At 62.6% G+C, this 20,958-nt stretch carries 23 protein-coding genes and 1 tRNA gene; 15 read left to right on the forward strand and 9 right to left on the reverse strand.

Annotation, left to right across the window (positions count from 1 at the left end; all coding sequences use genetic code 11):
• Positions 1 to 5 precede the first annotated feature (5 nt).
• The 4 genes from nthA (at position 6) to EN943_RS07970 (ending at position 2,887) form a co-directional block, all read left to right on the forward strand.
• Positions 6 to 611, forward strand: coding sequence for a nitrile hydratase subunit alpha (gene nthA / locus EN943_RS07955; protein WP_127412181.1), 606 nt, complete (start codon positions 6 to 8; stop codon positions 609 to 611).
• Entirely contained in the window at positions 608 to 1,267 is a 660-nt protein-coding gene (gene nthB / locus EN943_RS07960) for a nitrile hydratase subunit beta (protein WP_127412182.1), read from the forward strand. The genes nthA and nthB overlap by 4 nt, the downstream gene beginning before the upstream one ends.
• Positions 1,254 to 1,613, forward strand: coding sequence for a nitrile hydratase accessory protein (locus EN943_RS07965; RefSeq protein ID WP_127412183.1), 360 nt, complete (start codon positions 1,254 to 1,256; stop codon positions 1,611 to 1,613). Before nthB ends, EN943_RS07965 begins: the two co-directional genes overlap by 14 nt.
• 146 nt (positions 1,614 to 1,759) lie before the next feature.
• Positions 1,760 to 2,887: an ATP-dependent RecD-like DNA helicase gene (locus EN943_RS07970; RefSeq protein WP_127260782.1), complete on the forward strand. Its 1,128-nt coding sequence runs from the start codon at positions 1,760 to 1,762 to the stop codon at positions 2,885 to 2,887.
• Here EN943_RS07970 and EN943_RS07975 read toward each other — a convergent pair.
• Entirely contained in the window at positions 2,880 to 3,302 is a 423-nt protein-coding gene (locus tag EN943_RS07975; protein WP_127412184.1) for an STAS/SEC14 domain-containing protein, read from the reverse strand. The genes EN943_RS07970 and EN943_RS07975 overlap by 8 nt on opposite strands.
• 134 nt (positions 3,303 to 3,436) lie before the next feature.
• On the opposite strand from EN943_RS07975, the gene EN943_RS07980 reads away from it, so the two are divergent.
• Positions 3,437 to 4,177 carry a pyridoxine 5'-phosphate synthase gene (locus tag EN943_RS07980; protein ID WP_127412201.1) on the forward strand — a complete coding sequence of 247 codons (741 nt, stop codon included), beginning with the start codon at positions 3,437 to 3,439 and terminating at the stop codon, positions 4,175 to 4,177.
• 103 nt (positions 4,178 to 4,280) lie between these two features.
• Positions 4,281 to 6,200 (forward strand): potassium transporter Kup, encoded by a 1,920-nt coding sequence (locus EN943_RS07985; protein WP_127412185.1) that lies wholly within the window; start codon positions 4,281 to 4,283, stop codon positions 6,198 to 6,200.
• A 220-nt stretch (positions 6,201 to 6,420) separates the two neighbouring features.
• On the opposite strand, the gene EN943_RS07990 is transcribed toward EN943_RS07985, so the two are convergent.
• Positions 6,421 to 7,314, reverse strand: a complete 894-nt coding sequence (locus tag EN943_RS07990) for an SDR family oxidoreductase (protein ID WP_127412186.1) — start codon at positions 7,312 to 7,314, stop codon at positions 6,421 to 6,423.
• 135 nt (positions 7,315 to 7,449) lie between these two features.
• Between EN943_RS07990 and EN943_RS07995 the strand changes: the two genes are divergently transcribed.
• Entirely contained in the window at positions 7,450 to 7,860 is a 411-nt protein-coding gene (locus tag EN943_RS07995) for a helix-turn-helix domain-containing protein (protein WP_127412187.1), read from the forward strand.
• Positions 7,861 to 7,904: 44 nt separating this feature from the next.
• The gene (locus EN943_RS08000) at positions 7,905 to 9,200 is read left to right on the forward strand and encodes an NAD(P)/FAD-dependent oxidoreductase (RefSeq protein ID WP_127412188.1); all 1,296 of its coding nucleotides are present in this window, start codon (positions 7,905 to 7,907) and stop codon (positions 9,198 to 9,200) included.
• Here the strand turns inward: EN943_RS08000 and EN943_RS08005 are convergent.
• The gene (locus EN943_RS08005; protein WP_127412189.1) at positions 9,148 to 9,873 is read right to left on the reverse strand and encodes a glutathione S-transferase family protein; all 726 of its coding nucleotides are present in this window, start codon (positions 9,871 to 9,873) and stop codon (positions 9,148 to 9,150) included. The two genes, EN943_RS08000 and EN943_RS08005, sit on opposite strands and share 53 nt — an antisense overlap.
• Before the next feature lie 95 nt (positions 9,874 to 9,968).
• Between EN943_RS08005 and EN943_RS08010 the strand changes: the two genes are divergently transcribed.
• The 3 genes from EN943_RS08010 to ilvC all read left to right on the forward strand — a co-directional run bounded on the left by EN943_RS08010 (position 9,969) and on the right by ilvC (position 12,273).
• Entirely contained in the window at positions 9,969 to 10,427 is a 459-nt protein-coding gene (locus tag EN943_RS08010) for a MarR family winged helix-turn-helix transcriptional regulator (protein WP_127412190.1), read from the forward strand.
• A 148-nt stretch (positions 10,428 to 10,575) separates the two neighbouring features.
• The gene (locus tag EN943_RS08015) at positions 10,576 to 11,229 is read left to right on the forward strand and encodes a TetR/AcrR family transcriptional regulator (protein WP_127412191.1); all 654 of its coding nucleotides are present in this window, start codon (positions 10,576 to 10,578) and stop codon (positions 11,227 to 11,229) included.
• A 24-nt stretch (positions 11,230 to 11,253) separates the two neighbouring features.
• The gene (gene ilvC, locus EN943_RS08020) at positions 11,254 to 12,273 is read left to right on the forward strand and encodes a ketol-acid reductoisomerase (RefSeq protein ID WP_127412192.1); all 1,020 of its coding nucleotides are present in this window, start codon (positions 11,254 to 11,256) and stop codon (positions 12,271 to 12,273) included.
• 106 nt (positions 12,274 to 12,379) lie between these two features.
• Here ilvC and EN943_RS08025 read toward each other — a convergent pair whose 3' ends face one another.
• Positions 12,380 to 12,943 (reverse strand): BA14K family protein, encoded by a 564-nt coding sequence (locus tag EN943_RS08025; RefSeq protein WP_127412193.1) that lies wholly within the window; start codon positions 12,941 to 12,943, stop codon positions 12,380 to 12,382.
• Between the two features lie 189 nt (positions 12,944 to 13,132).
• Here EN943_RS08025 and EN943_RS08030 point away from each other — a divergent pair, with 189 nt between their 5' ends.
• Both EN943_RS08030 and EN943_RS08035 read left to right on the forward strand, forming a co-directional pair.
• A complete protein-coding gene (locus EN943_RS08030; protein WP_127412194.1) occupies positions 13,133 to 14,266 on the forward strand; it encodes an endonuclease/exonuclease/phosphatase family protein in 1,134 nt (377 codons plus the stop codon).
• Positions 14,267 to 14,271: 5 nt separating this feature from the next.
• Positions 14,272 to 14,988: a hypothetical protein gene (locus EN943_RS08035; protein ID WP_127412195.1), complete on the forward strand. Its 717-nt coding sequence runs from the start codon at positions 14,272 to 14,274 to the stop codon at positions 14,986 to 14,988.
• Here EN943_RS08035 and EN943_RS08040 read toward each other — a convergent pair.
• From EN943_RS08040 to EN943_RS08055, 4 genes are all read right to left on the reverse strand, one after another.
• A complete protein-coding gene (locus tag EN943_RS08040) occupies positions 14,985 to 15,227 on the reverse strand; it encodes a hypothetical protein (protein WP_127412196.1) in 243 nt (80 codons plus the stop codon). The genes EN943_RS08035 and EN943_RS08040 overlap by 4 nt on opposite strands.
• A 131-nt stretch (positions 15,228 to 15,358) precedes the next feature.
• A complete protein-coding gene (locus EN943_RS08045) occupies positions 15,359 to 16,576 on the reverse strand; it encodes an ABC transporter permease (RefSeq protein ID WP_127412197.1) in 1,218 nt (405 codons plus the stop codon).
• Positions 16,573 to 17,286, reverse strand: a complete 714-nt coding sequence (locus EN943_RS08050; RefSeq protein WP_013531071.1) for an ABC transporter ATP-binding protein — start codon at positions 17,284 to 17,286, stop codon at positions 16,573 to 16,575. The genes EN943_RS08045 and EN943_RS08050 overlap by 4 nt, the downstream gene beginning before the upstream one ends.
• Positions 17,287 to 17,290: 4 nt before the next feature.
• The gene (locus EN943_RS08055; RefSeq protein WP_127412198.1) at positions 17,291 to 18,583 is read right to left on the reverse strand and encodes an efflux RND transporter periplasmic adaptor subunit; all 1,293 of its coding nucleotides are present in this window, start codon (positions 18,581 to 18,583) and stop codon (positions 17,291 to 17,293) included.
• 101 nt (positions 18,584 to 18,684) lie between these two features.
• Here EN943_RS08055 and EN943_RS08060 point away from each other — a divergent pair, with 101 nt between their 5' ends.
• Together EN943_RS08060 and EN943_RS08065 are read left to right on the forward strand one after the other, a co-directional pair.
• The gene (locus tag EN943_RS08060; RefSeq protein ID WP_127412199.1) at positions 18,685 to 19,593 is read left to right on the forward strand and encodes a PhzF family phenazine biosynthesis protein; all 909 of its coding nucleotides are present in this window, start codon (positions 18,685 to 18,687) and stop codon (positions 19,591 to 19,593) included.
• Positions 19,594 to 19,700: 107 nt separating this feature from the next.
• A tRNA-Lys gene (locus EN943_RS08065) sits at positions 19,701 to 19,776 on the forward strand.
• A 53-nt stretch (positions 19,777 to 19,829) separates the two neighbouring features.
• On the opposite strand, the gene EN943_RS08070 is transcribed toward EN943_RS08065, so the two are convergent.
• A partial coding sequence (locus EN943_RS08070) for a reverse transcriptase domain-containing protein (protein ID WP_164778118.1) occupies positions 19,830 to 20,958 on the reverse strand: 1,129 nt, incomplete at its 5' end.

Raw genomic sequence — 20,958 nt, forward strand, 5'->3', positions numbered from 1 at the left:
CCGTCATGTCACACGATCATGACCACGACAACGAACTCGATCCGTTTGCCGCCCGCGTGCGCGCATTGGAAACTATCCTCACTCGCAAGGGCCTGGTCGATCCGGCCGCGATCGACGTCATCGTCGATACCTATGAGACGAAGATCGGGCCGCGCAACGGCGCCAGGGTGGTGGCGAAAGCCTGGAGCGATCCCGCCTATGCCGAATGGCTGAAGCGCGATGCGACTGCGGCGATCGGCTCGCTGAGCTACACCGGTCGCCAGGGCGAGCACATGCAGGCGGTGTTCAACACGCAGGATACGCACAACCTCGTCGTCTGCACGCTGTGCTCCTGCTATCCGTGGTCGGTGCTCGGCCTGCCGCCGGTCTGGTACAAGGCGCCGCCCTATCGTTCACGCGCCGTGATCGATCCGCGTGGGGTGCTGGAGGAATTCGGGCTGACGCTGCCGGCGGACAAGAAAATTCGCGTCTGGGATTCCACTGCCGAGCTGCGCTATCTCGTCGTGCCGATGCGGCCTGAGGGCACCGAGGGCTGGAGCGAGGAGCGGCTGGCGGAGCTGGTCAGCCGTGACGCGATGATCGGCACCGGTCTTGCGAGGCAGCCGGCATGAACGGGCCGCACGATCTTGGCGGGCAGATGGGCTTCGGCCCGGTCGCACCCGAACAGGACGAACCCTATTTCCATGCCGCTTGGGAAAGGCGGGCGCTCGGCGTGACGCTGACTGCCGGCGCCATGGGCGCGTGGAACATCGACGAGAGCCGGCACGCACGGGAATCACTGCATCCGGCTGTCTACTATTCATCGAGCTACTACCAGATTTGGATCAAGGCGCTGGAGGTGCTGCTCAAGCGCCACGGCTTCGTCAGCGAGCGCGATCTCGAAGCGGGCAAGGCAGTCGATCCGGCAGCGACGCCCAAGAGGCTGCTGAAGGCGGAGAACGTGCCCGCAGTGCTGGCCAAGGGCAGCCCTTGCGACCGGCCGGTGGCGCAAGGGGCGCGGTTCAAGGCCGGCGATCCCGTGCGGACCAAGAACTTCAACCCGACCGGCCACACGCGGCTGCCGCGCTACGCACGCGGCAAGCAAGGTACAATCGAGGCCGTGCGCGACGGCTTCGTGTTCCCCGACAGCAATGCGCATGGCCACGGCGAAAACCCGCAATGGGTCTACACCGTGGTTTTCGAAGGATCGGAAATCTGGGGCGAGGGCGCCGATCCGACGCTGAGCGTCTCGATCGATGCTTGGGAGAGCTATCTTGAGCCGGCGTGACTCGGACACGGCCGATTTGCCGCCGGGCGTCGATGCCCCTGTTTTCGCCGAACCATGGCAGGCCGAAGCCTTCGCCATGACGGTGGCGCTGCACGACAAGGGTGTGTTTGCGTGGAGCGAGTGGGCGGATGCGCTGTCGGCGCAGGTGAAGAAGCTAGGCGCTGCCACTGACGGCCATGACTATTACGAACATTGGCTGGCGGCGCTGGAAAGCCTGCTTGCTTCAAAAGGGCTGGCAGCCAGAGCCGATGTCGACGCGATGGCTGAAGCCTGGGAGCGCGCCGCACACGCCACCCCGCACGGCAAGCCGATCCTGCTGGAGAACGATCCCCGGCAGGTCCGATAAAGGTGTGTGGTGAGCTTTTCTGTTCCCTTTACGTTCTTGTCTGTGCCTGATAGCCTGACCTGTCGGCGGCGCAGAGGCGCTGCCAACGCATCGATGATGATGGCGGCTGTCTTGTCTTTCCCTTGCGAATCCGGTCTCTCGCGCTGATGGAATTCTCTCCCCAACAGGACGAGGCGCTGCAAGCGGTTGCCCGCTGGCTGAAGACCGGCCAGCCGCAGCTGTTCCGGCTGTTCGGCTATGCCGGCACCGGCAAGACGACGCTGGCGCGCTATTTCGCCGAACATGTCGACGGCCAGGTGCAGTTCGCCGCCTTCACCGGCAAAGCGGCGCAAGTGCTGCGCTCCAAGGGCGCGGTCAATGCCCGCACCATCCATTCGCTGATCTATCGGCCGAAGGGCGAGGAATCGGTGTCGGACGAGGTCACCGGCAAGACCTCGATGTCGCCGACCTTTTCACTCAACCGGCAGAGCCCGATCTCGCGCGCCAAGCTGGTCGTCATCGACGAATGTTCGATGGTTGACGAGCAGCTTGGCCGCGACCTGATGAGTTTCGGCACGCCGATCCTGGTGCTTGGCGACCCCGGCCAGTTGCCGCCGATCTCGGGTGGCGGTTTTTTCACCGACCACGAGCCGGATTTTCTGCTCACCGAAATCCACCGGCAGGCGCGCGACAACCCGATCCTGCGGCTGGCGCTCGATGTGCGCGAGGGCCGTGAATTCATGCGTGGCGACTATGGCACGGCGCAGGTCATCGGCAAGGAAGACGTTACCCAGGAACTGGTTCTGAAGGCGGACCAGGTGCTGGTCGGCACCAACCGCACGCGGCGCCGCTACAATCAGCGGCTGCGCGAGCTCAAGGGCTTCAACGCCGATTATCCGCAAGCCGGCGACAAGCTGGTCTGCCTGCGCAACGATCCGGCAAAGGGCCTGCTCAACGGTTCGCTGTGGAAGGTGATGACCTCGTCGCGCGAGACGGTGAAGCCCGGCATCAACCTTCTGGTGTCGCCGGAAGAGGACGATCCGGATCGCGGCGTTGCCAAGATCAAGCTGCTCAAGGCGGCGTTCGAGGATCCCGATGCCGACATCCCCTGGCAGCAGAAGAAGCGCTTCGACGATTTCGACTATGGCTACGCGCTGACCGTGCACAAGGCGCAGGGCTCGCAGTGGAACGAGATCGTGCTGTTCGATGAAAGCTGGGCCTTCAAGGAAACCCGCCAGCGATGGCTCTACACTGCCATCACGCGGGCGGCCGAGCGGCTGACGATCGTCAGGTAGGGGCGCCGGATGCTGTTGCCCCGATAGGTTGTGCGGCAAGCCACTGCCAGGCGGCAGCCTCGTCCTCCGCCTTGAAATGCCTGATTTCGATGGGCGGTGAGGACGGCAGAAAGCGTTGTGCGTCCGCTATCCAGTCCGGTTCGCCGATGGTTGCGCAACGGCCGACATGTTCCAACGCATGGATGGCGCCCTGCTTGAGGGTCTCGTCCGCGATGTCGGCCCAGTCGACGCCATCATGGTCGACGAGGCGCACCAGCACATCGATGCGCGGATGCAGGGCATAGGCCGCCTCCAGCAGCCCGAAAAGATTTTCACCGTCGGCCGCGGAAACGTGCCCGACGACATCGATGGCGAAAAGGTCGTCGCGGCTGGTCTCGAGACGGCGGATTGCCGGCACCTCATCGAGAAAATTCATCGGCGCTTCCTTTCCCGGCTCGTTCATCAGGGTTGGAACACCCGAAACCCCCAGTCTGTTCCCACCAAAGCCATTACTGTTCCCGTCAAAGGCACTATAGGTGGGCGCGTCGAATGATTTCCGAGGCCACCCGCATGCCTGCAAAGCTCTCTGTCAACCTCAATGCCATCGCCATGCTGCGCAACCGGCGCGACCTGCCGTGGCCAAGCGTCACCGGCCTCGGCCGCATTGCGCTGGCGGCCGGAGCGCATGGGCTGACGGTGCACCCACGCCCCGACGAGCGGCACACAAGACACTCCGATCTGCCCGAGATCCGCTCGCTGATCGACGACGAGTTTCCGCGCGCGGAGTTCAACATCGAGGGCTATCCGACCGAGGATTTCCTGTTGCTTGTGGAAAAGCATCAGCCCGAACAGGTGACTTTGGTGCCGGACGATCCGGCCCAGGCGACATCGGACCATGGCTGGAACTTCGCCACCCAGGCCGCGTTCCTCACACCGATCGTCAGGCGTCTGAAAAAGGGGGGCTTTCGCGTGTCGCTGTTTTCCGATCCGGATCCCGATTGGGTGGCGGCCGCACGCGACACCGGCGCCGACCGCATCGAGCTCTATACGGGTCCGTATGGCAGCTATCACACAGATTCCGCCAAAGCGGCCAAGGAGCTGGAAAGACTGGGAAAAACCGCCGACGCCGCGCTTGCCGCCGGGCTTCAGGTCAATGCCGGGCACGATCTGGTGGTCAGCAATCTGCCGGCACTTGCCAGGCGCATTCCGGCATTGGCCGAAGTGTCGATCGGACATGGGTTGACAGCTGACGCGTTGGAGTATGGCATGGCCGGCACGGTGGGTCGGTTCCTCAAGGCCTGCGGATGGTAGCGATGGCAGCCTCGCGTGGCAGGCATGGCTGCCATTACGCGACGGCACTTGATATTGCATTGCAGCAAGCGTAGAGCACCGCGCGCTTATCGGAGTGTCGTCCATGGCCCTTACCAATAATGGTAGTGAGGCAGAACCCGTCGAACAATCGAGCCATTCGGAAGTCGAACAGCACAGCACCAAGGTTCTGATGCTGGGCGCGCTCGGTGTCGTCTACGGGGATATCGGCACCAGTCCGATCTATGCTTTTCGCGAGGCGCTGGTGGCATCTTCCGGCGGAGAAGTGGCCGACCGCGGTGACATCCTCGGCGTTTTGTCGTTGATCATCTGGTCGCTGACGATCATCGTCACCATCAAATACATCATGTTCGTGCTGCGGGCGAACAATCGCGGCGAGGGCGGCGTGCTGTCGCTGATGGCGCTGGCGCGCGGCAGTTTCCCCAAGCGCTCGGCGCTGATGCTCGGCATCGGCATCGTCGGGGCATCACTTTTCTTCGGCGACGCCGTCATCACGCCGGCGATTTCTGTGCTGTCGGCGGTCGAGGGCATGAATGTCGTCACGCCGACCTTCCAGCCCTATGTCGTGCCGCTGACGCTGGTCATTCTCGCAATGGTGTTCGCGGTGCAACGTTTCGGCACGGGCGGTGTGGGACTGGTCTTCGGCCCGGTGACCGCGGTATGGTTCCTGGCCATTGGCCTTTCCGGTCTCAATCACATAGTCGCCGATCCGGAAATCCTGTGGGCGGTGAGCCCGCACTACATCGTCGCCTTCCTGATCAATTCGCCCGATGTCGCCTTCGTCACCATCGGCGCCATCTTCCTCGCCGTGACCGGCGCCGAAGCGCTCTATGCCGATCTCGGCCATTTCGGCCGCAAGCCGATCGTGCTCGCCTGGCTGTGGGTCGTGTTTCCGTGCCTGCTGCTCAACTATGCCGGGCAGGGCGCTTTCGTGTTGGCCAAGAACGGCGTCGTCGGCCATCCTTTCTTCGAGATGAACGAAGGCTGGACGCTGATCCCGATGGTCGTGTTGGCGACCGCCGCCACGGTGATCGCCAGCCAGGCGGTCATATCAGGCGCCTTCTCGCTGACCAGGCAGGCGGTGCAGCTCAACATGCTGCCGCGCCTGGAAATCCTGCACACGTCGGAGAAACAGTCCGGCCAGATCTATATGCCGCGCGTCAATCTCCTGCTGGCGCTGGTGGTGATGATGCTGGTCGTCGGCTTCGGCGAGTCCAGCAGGCTGGCATCGGCCTACGGCATCTCGGTAACCGGCAACATGCTGGTGACCACGGTGCTGTTGTTTGTCGTGATGACGCGCATCTGGAAATGGCGGCTGTGGGTGGCAGTCTCCCTGACGGCGCTGTTCGGCTTCATCGACGTCGGCTTCTTTGCCTCCAACATCGTCAAGGTGTTCGAGGGCGGCTGGGCATCACTGGCCGTTGCCTTCACCATCGTGCTGGCCATGTGGACCTGGGTGCGCGGCAGCCGCTATCTGTTCGACAAGACCCGCCGCAACGAGATCCCGCTCGATTTCCTGGCCGGCAATCTGTTGAAGAAGAAACCGCAGCTGGTCTCCGGCACCGCCGTCTTCCTCACCAGCGATCCGCTCAGCGCGCCAACCGCGCTGATGCATAGCCTGAAGCACTACAAGGTGCTGCATGAGCAGAACGTCATCCTCTCGGTGGTGACCGCGCCGCAGCCGGTGGTGCCGGACAGCGACCGGGTCAAGATGGAGACGGTCAACGAGCTGTTCATGCGGGTAACGCTGACCTTCGGCTACATGGAGCAGCCCAACATCCCGCGCGCGCTGGCGATCTGCCGCAAGCAGGGCTGGAAGTTCGACATCATGACGACTTCGTTCTTCCTGTCGCGGCGTTCGCTCAAGGCCTCGCCCAATTCCGGCATGCCGGTGTGGCAGGACCGGCTGTTCATCGGCCTGGCGCGTACGGCGGCCGATGCGACAGAGTACTTCCAGATCCCGACCGGGCGCGTGGTCGAGATCGGCACGCAGGTGGCGATCTAGGACATACCGATATTCAGGTGAGGCCGGCCTTCGAACAGCAGGTTCCTGCGCTTCCCCGTTCTACCGCATCGCGGTAGAACTGTACTCACGGACCCAAATGTCCGCTCCGTTCCGGTTCTCGGAACCCGCCATTCTCGACTCGGCCTGACCTGAATCTCGACATGTCCGGATGGATCGGCGAATGGACTGTGCTTCACGGCACAGTCCATGTCACTCCGCTTCAACCGGCCAGGGCGGCCTTGTTCGCCTCAAGGAACTGCTTCAGCGTTTTTGACTTGCGGCCCGAAAGCGTCTCGATCGCGTCGGTCACCATGGCGATACGGCCGGCGCGCGTGTTGGCGTCGAAGGACACGATGACCTCAGCGAAATCCTCGGGAACGCCTGATGCCTTCACGCCTTCGGTCAAGGCTTCATCCGAAACCTGGACGACATCGAGCGGCTTGCCGGTGACCTCGCTTACCAAGGCTGCAATCTCGGCCGTGGTGTAGGCCTGCGGGCCGGTCAAGGTGTAGGTCTTGCTTTCGTTGGAAACGGCAGCGAGACCGGCGGCGATCGCCGCTGCCATGTCGTCGCGCGCACCAGGCGCAACGCGGCCGTCGCCGGCGGACGTATACCAGTGTCCCGAGGCGATGGCGTGTGGCAGCCCCAGGAACAGGTTCTCCTGGTACCAGCCGTTGCGGAAGATCGTGTAGGGAATGCCGCTCGCCTTGATGGCCTGCTCGGTGCTGTAGTGGTCATCGGCAAACAGGACCGGCGACACCGGCTCCGGATTGGGCATCGAGGTGTAAAGCAGATGCGAAATGCCGGTGTTTTTGGCTGCGGCAACGGCATTTTCGTGCTGCTTCAGGCGCCTGCCGCTTTTGAGATCGAGATCCCCTGTCGAAATGATCAGCACCTTGTCGGCGCCCTCGAATGCGCTTTCCAGCGAGGCCGCGTCGTTGAAGTCGGCGGCCCTGACAACGACGCCGCGCAGCGCCAGATCGGCCACGTTTTCCGGATTGCGTGTGGTGGCGATGATCTTTGCTGGCGGAACTTTGTGCGTGTCCAGGAGATAGTGGATGACGCCGCGGCCGAGCTGGCCGGAAGCGCCGGTGACGAGAAGGGTTTCGGTCATGGAAGATCCTGACGTTGCGCCGCTAGGGCGGTTCGAGGTGTGGTCTCAAAAAGAGACCAGCACTAAAATAGGAATTGACCTGGTGCCGTAAAGAAGGCAGTTTTTCGGGAGGTAGGCACGCGCAGGGAACCAGCCATGGATGGCAAGGTCATCAATCTGAGATCGAAGTTGGAGGTCTACAAGGCCATCTCCGGCGGTGGCAATATTGCCAATTGTCCGGTTCGCGAGGTCATCCAGGGGGTCAGCGGCAAATGGAGATCGCTGCTGATGATGGCGCTGGCTGAAAAACCCTACCGCTTCGGCGAGTTGCGGCGCCTGGTGCCGGACATTTCACAGCGCATGCTGACCCAGACGCTGTACGATCTTCAGCGCGATGGCTATGTGCATCGTGAGGTGTTCCCGACCAAACCACCGAGCGTCGAATACAGCCTGACCGATCTCGGGCGCTCTATGTTCGGCGCCTTTCATCAATTGATTCTGTGGGCCGAACTCAACCATGATGCGGTGCGCGCAGCGCGCGCCGATTTTGATGCGTCCCAGGCTTGAACGGCCGCCAAGGCCCAGGCTTGAACGACCGCTAAAGCCCCAGGGTGCGGCTTGATTTCGTCGGGCTGCTGAAGGATTGTCCCGGCCAGTTCGGCTTTGGGGGCATTGGCATTTCCTACGACATCGCAATTGCAGGCGCCGGGCCGGCGGGACTGGCCATGGCGCTCTATCTCAAGCGTGCCGGGCATCGGGTCACGGTCTTCGAGCGCTTCGATGAGCCGAAGCCGGTCGGCTCCGGGCTGATCCTGCAGCCGACAGGGCTGACGGTCCTGGCCGATCTTGGCCTGCTCGACGACATACTGGCGCTGGGCAGCCGCATCGACCGCCTGCATGGCGCCGATGTCACGACAGGCCGTACCGTGCTCGATGTCCGCTACGATGCGCAACGCGGTGGCCGCTTCGGGCTGGCGGTGCACCGGGCGGCCTTGTTCGGCGTGCTCTTCCGCGCCGCCCAACGCGAAGCGATCGCCATCGAGACCGGCGTCGAGATCGAGGCCCTGGAGACTGGCGAACGGGCGACGCTGATCTGCGGCAACGGACGAAGGGCAGGGCCGTTCGACCTCGTTATCGACGCCAGCGGTTCGCGCTCGAAACTGCGCCGCGCAAGCGCTCCGGGCGAGCCGCGGTCACTCACCTATGGCGCGTTCTGGGCCTCGCTTGGCTGGCGCGGCGACGGTTTCGATGAGCATGCGCTGCTGCAACGCTACGACAAAGCGAGCGTGATGATCGGCGTGCTGCCGATCGGCCGGCCGCAGCCGGGCGCTGAAAGGATGGCGGCATTCTTCTGGAGCCTGAAGCCGTCGGATGCGGATGCGATGCGCATCCGGGGCCTTGATGCCTGGAAGGAGAGAGTGATCCGGCTGTGGCCGCAGAGCGAAACGTATACCAGCCAGATCGACAGTTTCGACCAGTTCTCGCTGGCGCGCTATGGCCACCACACGATGAAGCGGCCCGTAGAGCGGCGGCTGGCCATCATCGGTGACGCGGCGCACTCGACCAGCCCGCAGCTTGGGCAAGGGGCCAACATGGCGCTGCTCGACGCCGCGGCGCTCAGCCATGCGCTGGCGCGGGCGCCAAACGTCGAGGCCGCACTGGAAGCCTATGCGAGGGCGCGCCGCTGGCATGTCCGCATCTTCCAGGCGCTGTCGCTGGCATTCACGCCGTTCTACCAGTCGGATTCGGTGGCGCTGCCCTTCATCCGTGACAGGCTGGTGGCGACGGTGGCAAAAATCCCGCCGGCGCCGCAGTTTCTCGCCTCGATGGTGGCGGGAACAGTGATCGACCCGTTCAAGCGGATTGGACTGATCGAGGCGCGGTGGCCGGATCGCTTCGGCCAATGAGGCTCGAAAGGTACGATCCCTTTGCTCGCAGGAAGGTATGCAGGCGCTGCGGGTAGTCCGGCGCCACGGCTTGTTTGATCGACGGACGTTCACTCAACGCCTTGCGCCAGGCTCGGACGAGGGGCTTACGGTCAAGAATGCCGAAATCACCGATCCGGTCGAAGGCATCGAGATAGCGGAAGACCGGACCGTAAACCGCGTCGACCAGCGAAAAGTGCTTGCTGGCGAACCAGGGGCCGCCAGGCTCGTCCGCCAATTCGGCTTCGAGACGGTCGAACATGGCGGAAAGCGCGCTGGATTCGTCAAGGAAGCCGGCCTCGGTCGAGGCCGAATAGAACCGGCCGATGGCGTTGAGTGTTGCCGAACCGAACTCGACCCAGGCGCGATGCCGCGCGCGGGCATAGGGATCGGCAGGGTGGAGTGGATTGGCCTGCGTCTCTTCGAGGAATTCCAGGATGACGGCCGATTCGAAGATCACCGTTTCCTCGCCATTTCGCTGCACGCGCAGCAGCGGCACCTTGCCGAGCGGCGAGATCGCCTTGAACCAGTCCGGCTTGTTGGCGAGGTCGATATCGACGCGCTCGAACGGCACGCCCTTTTCGGCCAGTGAAATCGCGGCGCGCTGCACATAGGGGCAGAGATAATGGCTGACGAGAATGAGCTTGTGTTTCATGAGATTTTCCTAAGTTGATGCATTTGCATCTATATGAATGCATATGCATCGATCGTCAAGCTTGATGCATTTGCATCTACTGCCTATGCTTGGTCATGACTGAGAAAGCCACGCCTTCGCCCGAAGCCATCAAGGCCTGGGCTCGCCTGATGCGCGTTTCGCGCCAACTGATGGAGAGCGCCGAAGAGGCGTTGAAGGCCGCCGGCCTGCCGCCGCTTGCCTGGTACGACGTGCTGCATGAACTTGCCGGGGCGGGCGAGGGCGGGCTGCGGCCGTTCCAGCTGATCGAGCGCACGCTGTTTGCGCAATACAACATTTCGCGCCTGCTGGCCCGGCTCGAGGCCGATGGGCTCGTCGAGAAACTGCCTGTGGCCGATGACGGCCGTGGCCAGACCATCCGCATCACCGCCAAGGGCCGCGAGACACGCCGCCAGATGTGGGCTGTCTACGGACGCTCGATCGCCGAACTGGTTGGCGCCAAATTGTCGGCGGATGAGCTGACCATGGTCTCGGCATTGCTCGGTCGGCTGCGCCATCCGCCAACCAGCGACTAAGCGGGGCTTGTCGCGCGCGGCAACGCCACTTGCAGATATTTTGCGCTCGTCCTCTTGCGCATGGTCTCGGATTGCGCGATAAGCCGAACCGTAACGTACGGTACGGTTTATCGGAGTGACCGGTGGCCCTGCCTTTCGAGAGAAGAGCGTGTTGCACATCGTGCCCGACATCGACACCAGCGAAGCGCTGACGGAGCGGCAGAAGGCCGTGCTCGACGCAGCGTTGCGGCTGCTGGTCGAGGAGGGCGATCAGTTGACCATGACCGCCGTGGCGCGCCGCGCCAGCTGCTCCAAGGAAACGCTCTACAAATGGTTCGGCGACCGCGACGGGCTACTGACGGCGACGGTGCAATGGCAGGCTTCGAAAGTGCGGGTGGCGCAGGTCGACGGCAAGGGCCTGGACCTTGCCTCGCTGACGGCAAGCCTCGAACGTTTCGCCTCGGACTGGCTCCAGGTGATCTCCAGTGATACCTCGATCGCGCTCAACCGCGTGGCGGTCGGTCATGCCGGTTCAGGCAAGGACAATCTTGGCGCCGTGGTGCTGGAGAATGGCCGTTTTGCGCTCGCCAAACGGCTGAAGCCGGTGCTTGAGGCCGGCCGACGGACCGGGCTTTTGGATTTCGCGGATGCCGAGACGGCGTTCCGCACCTTTTTCGGGCTGGTCGCCCGCGATGTGCAGATCCGTCTGCTGCTCGGCGACCGGCTGGAATTGACTGAGGCGGCGATCGGCGGCGATGCCGCGCGCGCGACGCAGCAGTTTCTCGCTCTTTTCGGAGCAAAAACCGGGCCGCAAGGTCTCTGATTTATAAACGGGAAGGAAGACAAAATGCGCGTCTATTACGATCGTGATGCCGATCTCAATCTGATCAAGGGCAAGAAGCTCGCCATCATCGGCTACGGCAGCCAGGGCAGGGCGCATGCGCTCAACCTCAAGGATTCCGGCGCCAAGGAGATCGCCATCGGCCTCAAGGCCGGCTCGGCGACCGCCAAGAAGGTCGAAGCCGATGGGCTCAAGGTGATGAGCGTGGCGGACGCCGCCAAATGGGCCGACCTGATGATGATGGCAACGCCCGACGAACTGCAGGCCGACATCTACAAGAACGAGATCGCGCCGAATATCCGCGATGGTGCTGCTATCGCCTTCGCGCACGGCCTCAACGTGCATTTCGGCCTGATCGAGCCGAAGTCGACGGTCGACGTCGTCATGATCGCGCCGAAGGGTCCCGGCCACACGGTGCGCGGTGAATACCAGAAGGGCGGCGGCGTGCCGTGCCTGGTCGCCGTCAACCAGGACGCCTCGGGCAATGCGCTCGACCTGGCGCTATCTTATGCCTGTGGCGTCGGCGGCGGCCGTTCGGGCATCATCGAGACCAATTTCCGCGAGGAATGCGAGACCGATCTGTTCGGCGAGCAGGTCGTGCTGTGCGGCGGTCTGGTCGAACTGATCCGTGCCGGCTTCGAGACGCTGGTGGAAGCCGGCTACGCGCCTGAGATGGCCTATTTCGAGTGCCTGCACGAGGTCAAGTTGATCGTCGACCTGATCTATGAAGGCGGCATCGCCAACATGAACTACTCGATCTCGAACACCGCCGAATGGGGCGAATATGTCTCGGGCCCGCGCATCATCACCGCCGAGACCAAGGCCGAGATGAAGCGCGTGCTGAAGGACATCCAGACCGGCAAGTTTACCTCGGAATGGATGCAGGAATACCGCGCCGGCATGTCCCGCTTCAAGGGCATCCGCCGCAACAACGACAGCCACCAGATCGAGGAAGTCGGTGCCAAGCTGCGCGCGATGATGCCGTGGATTTCCAAGAACAAGCTGGTCGACAAGGCGAAGAACTGAGCGAAATCCACAAGCCCTCGAAAACAGCAGCTTCCATGAACAAGAAACGGCGCCACGCGGCGCCGTTTTTCATTCTGTCGGTCAGCTCAGCTACAGGGCCAGCGCATCAATAGGGTGAGTAGCACTGCTGGCGCGGGCCGTTGTAGGGCTGGAACGTGTTGTCATAGGCCCGGTACGACCGGTAGCGGTTGTAGCACCATTGGACATGGGCGCTCGAAAGCCGTCCCGCGCGGTAGTAGCGGCGCGGCGCCGGCCGGTCGTAGTAGTCGTAATTGTTGTACATGCTGCCGAGGCCCAGCCCCAGGCCAAGGCCAAGGATCGCGGCACTCGCGCCATCATCATAGTAACGACCGCCGCGATAGTGATGGCGACCATGGCGCCAACGCCAGTTGTCTCCACCATTCCAGTTACTGCCGCCGCCGTGCCAGTGCCGACGGCCGCCGTCCCAATTGCCCGACCGGCGCCATCTCCAATTGTCATTGTACTGGTGGTTGTTGTTGCCGCCCGCCCAGCTATCCCGGACCGGCGTGACATTCGGCGCCGCCGTGCTGCTGGGAATCGACAGGTCTGGCTGCATGAGCGGCCCGGCGGCGGACGGTGCCGTGACGCCGGAGAGGATACCCAAGGCTATCAGCCCCGATTTGACCGTGGAAGAAAAGAGCGAATTCATTGCACTCTCCAAGAGTTACAGGCCCCACGCCCACCCGAGGAATGGGGCGACAATGGATGTTTGCATCTGAACGGCGGATGAACGGAAAGGTTCCGTCAACCATGACGCGAACGCGCCCAGGACCAATCGATCTCAGATGGTGGTCCTGTGCGCTTGTTTTCCGAAGCACTTGCGGGCAAAGCTCATGGCATGTCGCTGCGCCTTGCCACCTTCAATGTCGAGAACCTGATGAACAGGTTCGATTATTCCGGCTATCGCAACCAGCTCAACGAGGATCGAACGCTGGCGCTGTTCGATATCCAGAGCGAGGCGGAATACAGGATTCTGGAGCAGGCCCGCGCCATCGCCCAGTCCGACGACACGCGTCAGCTGACGGCGCTGGCAATCGCTGCCACCCGTGCCGACATCATTTGCATGCAGGAGGTCGACAACATCGAGGCGCTGAAGGCCTTCGAATATGGCTATCTGTTCAAGATGGTGGGGCAGGGCTACCGGCAGAAATACACCACATCGGGTAATGATTCACGCGGCATCGACGTGGCCGTGATGATGCGCAATGAGACCGCGCAGGGCCAGCCGATCGAATTCGTGCGCATGACCAGCCACGCCTATGTCACCTACGAGCAGTTCGGGCTGCACACGCCGGAGCTGGAGGCACTCGGCAATCAGGCCAATGAGCGCATTTTCCGGCGCGACTGCCTGGAGATCGACGTCACCGTGGGTGGCGTTCCGCTGACGCTCTACCTCGTGCATTTCAAGTCGATGGGCTCGCCGCGCAACGGGCTCGACGGGCGCGAAGCGACGATGCCGGTGCGCATCGCCGAGGCACAAGCGGTGCGACGGATCATCGAGGAGCGTTTCGGTGGAGAGCATGCCGCCGACAAACGCTGGGCGATCTGCGGCGACATGAATGATTATCGCCAGCGCGTGAAGGTAGCCGGCGATGCGATCGACGGTTACCGCTTCGAGGTGGTCGACGAAGCCCTGTCCTGCATCAACGTGCTGACGGCAGGCGGCTTTTGCGAAAACGTCGTCGAGCGACGGCCGGAGATGAACCGCTGGAGTTTCTACCACACGCGCGGACCGGAAGAGCGGCATCTGTGCCAGCTCGACTACATCCTGCTGTCGAAGGGGCTCGCCGCCAGCAACGCGACGGCTGTTCCCGACATCATTCGCAATGGCCAGCCGTGGCGCACCATCTTTCCGCCGGGGCAGGAAGTGGAGCGGTTTCCGCGCGCCGGCTGGGACCGGCCGAAGGCGTCGGACCATTGTCCGGTGGCCATTACCTTGGACGTTGTCCCGGTAAGCAATATCGGGGCCTGATACGCATGAGTTTCGACCTGCCGCGCAACGTCATCCTGCCGGTCGACGACATCGACGTCCGGCTCGATCCTGGCCCGCATCCCTTCGCAAGGGACAATGCAGAGGCGATTGCCGAAAACTGGCAGCACGAAATCGCTGCCAATCCGGCGCTGTTCGACGGCATGGTGGTGCTGCTGTCACAACTCGCCTACCGCGACAGCCGTCTCGTCGGCCGCTGCCATGCGGTCAACTACTCGACTTTCATGCTGTGGCGGAAACGGCGCGAGAATTCGGGCGCCGAGCATGCCTATGCGCATGCCATGCTGGTGGCCGCCGACAATGCGCTGGTGGCGATCCGCATGGGGCCGCATACGGTCAACGCCGGCCGCGTCTATTTCGCCGCCGGCTCGTTCGAGCCTGTCGATTTTCGCGATGGGCTGGTCGATGTCGATTTCAACATGATCCGCGAGGTGCGCGAGGAAACCGGTCTCGACCTGTCAGGCGCGGAACGCGGCAAGCGCTACCACGCCATGTCGACCAACAGCGGCACAGTGATCTTCCGCCGCTATCACGAGACGGCACCCGCCGACGAGATCGCCAGGCGCATCAGTGCTTTCGTCGCCACCGAGACCGAGCCGGAGATCGAGGAGCCGGTGATCATCCGCCACGCCGCCGACTTGCCGGATGGGCTCTCGCCGCACATGAAGCCGCTGATCGAGTGGCATTTCGCAAACGGGAATTAAGGGCGCGTCTTGTTCTGCGCCGCGTTGCGATCGTTGCGGGCGGCGACGAGGAACAGGATAAAGCCGATGCCCAGCAAGCCGCCCATCGCCATTCCCATCGTCTGGCCGACGACTGCCTGGAAGTCAGCGGTGACGCGATTGGGATTGGCGAGGCCGTAGCGGGCGAGATACCACCAGATGCCTGCAAGGAAAGCCTCGATGATGACCATTGCCAGGATCAGTCGCGCCTTCTTGCTCATCCGCGATTCCTCCACCCAGGGTGAATTGCCCTAGCATCGCGAACGGCGCGGCGACAGTGGCGGGCAGGGTGGAAACACCGAAGGCTGTGCAAAACCGGTTGGAGCGCTGGCCGCGTTCCGGCCGGGTTGCCCTATTCGTGCCTAAGCGCGTCGATCGGGTCGAGCCTGGCGCCGCGCAGCGCCGGGAAGAAGCCGAACACCATGCCGATGAGCGCGGAAAAGCCGACGGCGAGCAGGATGACCGCCGGGCTCGGCGCGAAGGGAATGGTCAGCGTCACCGCGGCGAGGCCGGCCAGCGCCAGGCCGATCAGGATGCCTATGATGCCGCCGAGCAGTGACAGCACCGTCGCTTCGACCAGGAACTGGATGAGGATGTGCTTTTCATGCGCGCCGATGGCGAGCCTGATGCCGATCTCGCGGGTGCGTTCGGTGACCGACACCAGCATGATGTTCATGATGCCGATGCCGCCGACCAAAAGGCTGACGCCGGCGACCGCGCCCAGCATGCCGGTCATGGTGGTGGTGGCGCTGGCCATGGCGTCGGCGATCTGCGTCATGTCGCGAATGGCGAAATCGCTTTCACGATCGGGCGTGATGCGTCTGGCGTCGCGCAGAATGTCCTCGACGCGCGGCTGCAACTCGCTGGTCGGCGTGCGGTCGTCGGCGGCGATGTAGATGTTGTCGATGTCGCGGTTGCCGGCGATACGGCGCTGGTAGGCGTGCAGCGGCATCAGCACGACATTGTCCTGGTCCTGACCGAAGCCGGTATAGCCCTTGGGCTCGAGCAGGCCGATGATCTTGCAGGAGGTGCGGTTGACGCGGATGATCTCGCCCTCGGGATCGCCAGCGCCGAAGAATTGTTGGCGCACCGTCTCGCCGATCAGGCACACGCCGGTGCCCGAGCGGGTTTCGGAATCGCTGAACGGGCGGCCCGACACCAGTTTCCAGTCGCGCGCATCGAGATAGGCGCTGTCGGTGCCGGTGACGCCCGAGGTCAGGCTCTCGGTGCCGAAGATGACCCGGACCTGCTTTTGCGAAGCCGGCGAAATGGCGCGGGCGCCAGTCAGATGCGCAACCAGCGCCGCCAGGTCCTTTTCGGCCAGCGGACGCACCACCTGGTCGAGCCCGCCCGGGCCGCCGGGACCGGCCGGGCGACCGGAGCGGACGACCAAAAGATTGCTGCCGAGCTTGGAGATGTCGGCCTTGACCTTCTGCGTGGTGCCCGAGCCGATGGTGAGCATGGCAATGACGGCGGCAACGCCGATGACGATGCCGAGCAAGGTCAGGAACGAGCGCAGCACGTTGCGGCGGATCGAGCGCAGCGACAGGCGGACGGTTTCCCAGATCATGGCTGTGCGATCTCCAGCTTCCTGGAATCCGAAGCGACATGGCCGTCGAGGAAGCGGATGGTGCGTTCGGCATAGTCGGCGACATCGGCCTCGTGGGTGACCATGGCGATGGTTAGGCCAAGCTCCTTGTTGAGCCGCGTCAGCAACTCCATGATCTCGTGCGTGCGGGCGGTGTCGAGGTTGCCGGTCGGCTCGTCGGCGACGAGCAGCGTCGGCCGCGTGACGATGGCGCGCGCGATCGCCACGCGCTGCTGCTGGCCGCCGGACAGTTCGGCCGGCGTGTGGTGCTCGCGGCCGACAAGGCCGACCTCCGCCAGGGCCTGCATGGCAAGGTCGCGGCGCTCGCGGGCGGCCACGCCGCGATAGATCAGCGGCAGTTCGACATTTTCGGCCGCCGTGGTGCGGGCCAGCAGATTGTAGCCCTGGAAGACGAAGCCGACATAGAGGTTGCGCAGCATGGCGCGGCGGTTGCGGTCGAGGCGGCCGGCGTCGATGCCCATGAAGGAATAGGTTCCGGCCGTCGGCGTGTCGAGGCAGCCGATGATGTTCATCGCCGTCGATTTGCCGGAACCGGACGGCCCCATGATGGCGACGAATTCGCCACGCCGGATGGCAAGATCGACGCCGGCCAGCGCATGCACCTTGGCCTCGCCCTGGCCATAGCTCTTCCAGACCTTGTCGAAGGTGATGAGGGCAGCACCGGCGGCCACGACATCAGCTCCGCTGCTGCGACGCGGTGATGACCTGTGCGCCTTCGTCGAGGCCAGAAATGATCTCGGTCAGTTCGCCGTCGGTGGAGCCGATCTTGACGTTGACCGGGTGCGGACGCCCGTTCTCCAGCACATAGAGCGTGCGCGAGCCGTCGGTGGGCACTGTGGCGGCCTGGCGCTGGCGGTTGCCGCCGGGGCGGCCCATGCGGCCGGTGAACAGGTCGCTGAGGCTCCAGCCGCGGGCGGCCTGCTGGGCAGGACGATAGCGGAAGGCGGTGGCCGGTACGGTGAGCACGTCCTTGGCCTGTTTGGTGACGACCGAAACGGTGGCGGTCATGCCGGGCCGCAGCAGCAGCTCGTTGTTGTCGACCTCGAGTCGCGCATTGTAGGTGACGACGCCGTCAGTGGTGACCGAGGCATAGGAGATGTCTCGGATCTCGGCATCGAACGGCCGCTCGGGGAAGGCATCGACGGTGAAGCGGGCATGCTGGCCTGACTTGACCGCGCCGATGTCGGCTTCGTCGACCGCCGCCACCAGTTCCATGTTCCTGAGATCGGCGGCGATGATGAACAGCACCGGCGCCTGCAGCGAGGAGGCAACCGTCTGGCCGGGATCGACCGATCGCGTCAGCACGATGCCGTCGATCGGCGCATAGATGGTGCTCTTGGCAAGGTCGGTCTGCTGCGCCTTGAGGTCGGCCTGGGCGATGGCGAGGTTGGCCTGCGCACTGTCGAGCGCTGCCTTGGAACGGTCGCGCGTGGCGGTTGCTGCTTCAAGCGACTGGTCTGTCGCCATGCCGCGCTTGGTCAGCGCTGCTGCGCGGACAAGCGCCTTCTCGTTTTCGGCCAGCGTAACCGTGGCGTCCTCGACATTGGCGGCGGCGGCCTTGGCCGAAGCTTCGGCGCGCTCGATCTGGACTTCGAGTTTCACCGTGTCGAGTGTCGCCAGCACGTCACCCTTCTTGACCTGCTGGTTCTCCTCGGCTGAGACCGAGCGGATGATGCCGGACAGTTCGCTTGAAATGTCGACCTGGGTGAGGGGCTGCAGCGTGCCGGTCGCCGACACCGCGACGGTGAGGTCGGCCTTGGCGGCAGGCACGGTGGTGTAGTCAATCCTGGCCGGTGAGCCGGCATACCACTGATAGACGCCAAGCCCGGCGACGAGCACGATCAGCGCCAGCAGCGCATAGAGCCAGCCGCGACGGCGCGACTTGCGCCGACCCGTCATGTCGAGCCCGAGCGCCGTCTCGATGGCGGAATCCGATTCCGTCTTTGGCAGATTGACAATCTGGTCCACGCTGGACCCCTATAATGCGCAATGTCCCTATCTGTGCACAGATCAGGCTTACTGGTTCAAATATCAAATTAAATTTCGCCCATGTTGGGATTGAGGCAGGAATGAAAACCCGGAATTACTTGCTTTACGATGTGTTTACGACCGAGCGACTGGCCGGCAATCCTTTGGCCGTCGTGCTCGATAGCAAGGGATTGGACACGGCCGCGATGCAGGCCATCGCGCGCGAATTCAACCTGTCCGAATCGGTGTTCGTCCTGCCGCCGGACAATCCCAAGCACAAAAACCGCATCCGCATCTTCACCCCCGACTATGAAATGCCGTTCGCCGGCCATCCGACGGTCGGCGCCGCGATCGCGCTGGCCGAACTTGCGGAGGAGGGCGGCGCCGGCATCTTCGTGCTGGAGGAAAACATCGGCCCGGTGCGGTGCGCCGTCAGCAAGCATGACGGCAACACTTTTGCCGAGTTCGACCTGGCGAAGCTGCCGGCGGCGCTGAAGCTCGAGGCCGATCCGGAGGCGATCGGTGCCGCCCTTGGGCTGACGCCGCACGAGATCGGCTTCGAGAATCACCGTGTCGCGTTCTGGTCGGCCGGCGTGCCCTATGTGACGATCCCGGTTGCCAATCTCGAGGCGGCGGGCCGGATCCGGCTGGACAACCAGGCCTGGTCGGAACTGGCGCCGCGCAAGAGCGAGTGGGCCTTCGCCAGTCCCTATGTCTATTGCCGCGAGACGGTGAACCACGAGAGCGGCTTCCATGTGCGCATGATCGTGCCCGGCACGCCTTCCTACGAGGATCCGGCGACCGGCTCGGCGGCTGCGGCCTTTGCCGGTGCCATCATGCATTTCGACGCACCGACCGACGGCATTTCGCAGCTGTGGATCGAGCAGGGGCTGGAGATGGGCCGGCCTTCGCGCATCCGCCTCGAACTGACCGTGCAAGGCGGAAAACTGGCCTCGGCGCGCATTGGCGGCAACGCGGTCAAGGTTGCGGAAGGCAGACTGTTCGTCTGACCATGTGCGGCACTTAAGCGATTTGTCGGGAAATGATTCCGGCAGGGCTGGACAGGACCGATGGTGGCGGCTATATGCCCGCCAACGCCGGTTTTTGCCGGCCGAGTGGGTGCGTAGCTCAGTTGGTAGAGCAGCTGACTCTTAATCAGCGGGTCCACAGTTCAATCCTGTGCGCACCCACCAAATCTTTCCCAAGAGATGGTGGTACTTTGACTTGGTCGCCTCCCGCAGCGAGCCTAGAACAGTTTGGTGATGTCGGCATAAACATCGTATCCGGGCGCTTCGACCTGCTCTAATCCGAAGGTAAAGAAGTGTTTCCTTGCGGCTCGCCAACCTCTGACCAGACTCGGCATACGGGCGTCCGGTAAGACACCCCCTTTCCAAGCTGCAGGATCCAGCCACTTGCCCGTTGCCAATTCAGCATTCGTCGGAGTTATGCAGCTGTGGCCGTAGTTTGCGCTCAGTATTGCATTACGGTTCACCATAGCCCTACGAACAATGCTGAGCATCCAGCCATCTAGATTACGAAGGGGTGCGGGATCGTCAATTAAGCAATAGAAGCCCATCAGCCCCTTCATTGCCTTAAGCCTGCGTCCCAAATTTATGAAATCCGCCAGGTCTCCCTCGGCAAGTCCTCCATAAAGTGAATTTCTAAGTTCGTATATAAGCCCCAAAAGATCCCAATCGTAATTCGGTTTTGCGGTAGACGATCTAGATTTATTGTATCCATCTTTTAGGTAGTAGCTCAGGTATATATTCACTAGGCGTGACACCCTAGTCTTTAATCGTTTGACAGTTTTTTCGGGAACCGTAAGGCCGCTAACTGTGAATCGGTATCCTAAATAATCAAAATGAGGGTACGTTCTCATTTCCTGACTATAGTTTGAAATTACCGCAATCCCTGGTGACTTATCCGCGTTCAATTTCAATCCGCTAATTCTGCAATGTTCGACAAAGCAACGCTCTAATTCTTGCGCCTGAGAGTAGTCGCTGCAGAGGGCCACAACATCATCGGCGAAACGCACAAATCTGCCAGAAGACGCGGATAGGGCTGTATCCAAATCGTGATTCGCTAGGTTTGCTAAAATAAGAGAAACTGAAGACCCTTGCGGAGTTCCGTGAATTCGACGCGTGTGATTTCCCATCTGATAGGTATCATACGGGGAATAGCGATGGTGTAGAAATTTCTCAAAAATATAACGCTCATGTGGGGTTAAGCTTATCTTTTCGGCGTCATTAATTTTTTTCTTCAGATACCAAGATGGGATATTATCGAAATACTTCTCAAAATCAATTTGTACGGCAAAAAGTTTTCCGTCCGTTTCAAATTCTCGAAGAGCCAGAATGGCATCGAAGACATTTTTC

The sequence above is a fragment of the Mesorhizobium sp. M7A.F.Ca.US.006.01.1.1 genome (assembly GCF_003997935.1).
Classification (GTDB): Bacteria; Pseudomonadota; Alphaproteobacteria; order Rhizobiales; family Rhizobiaceae; genus Mesorhizobium.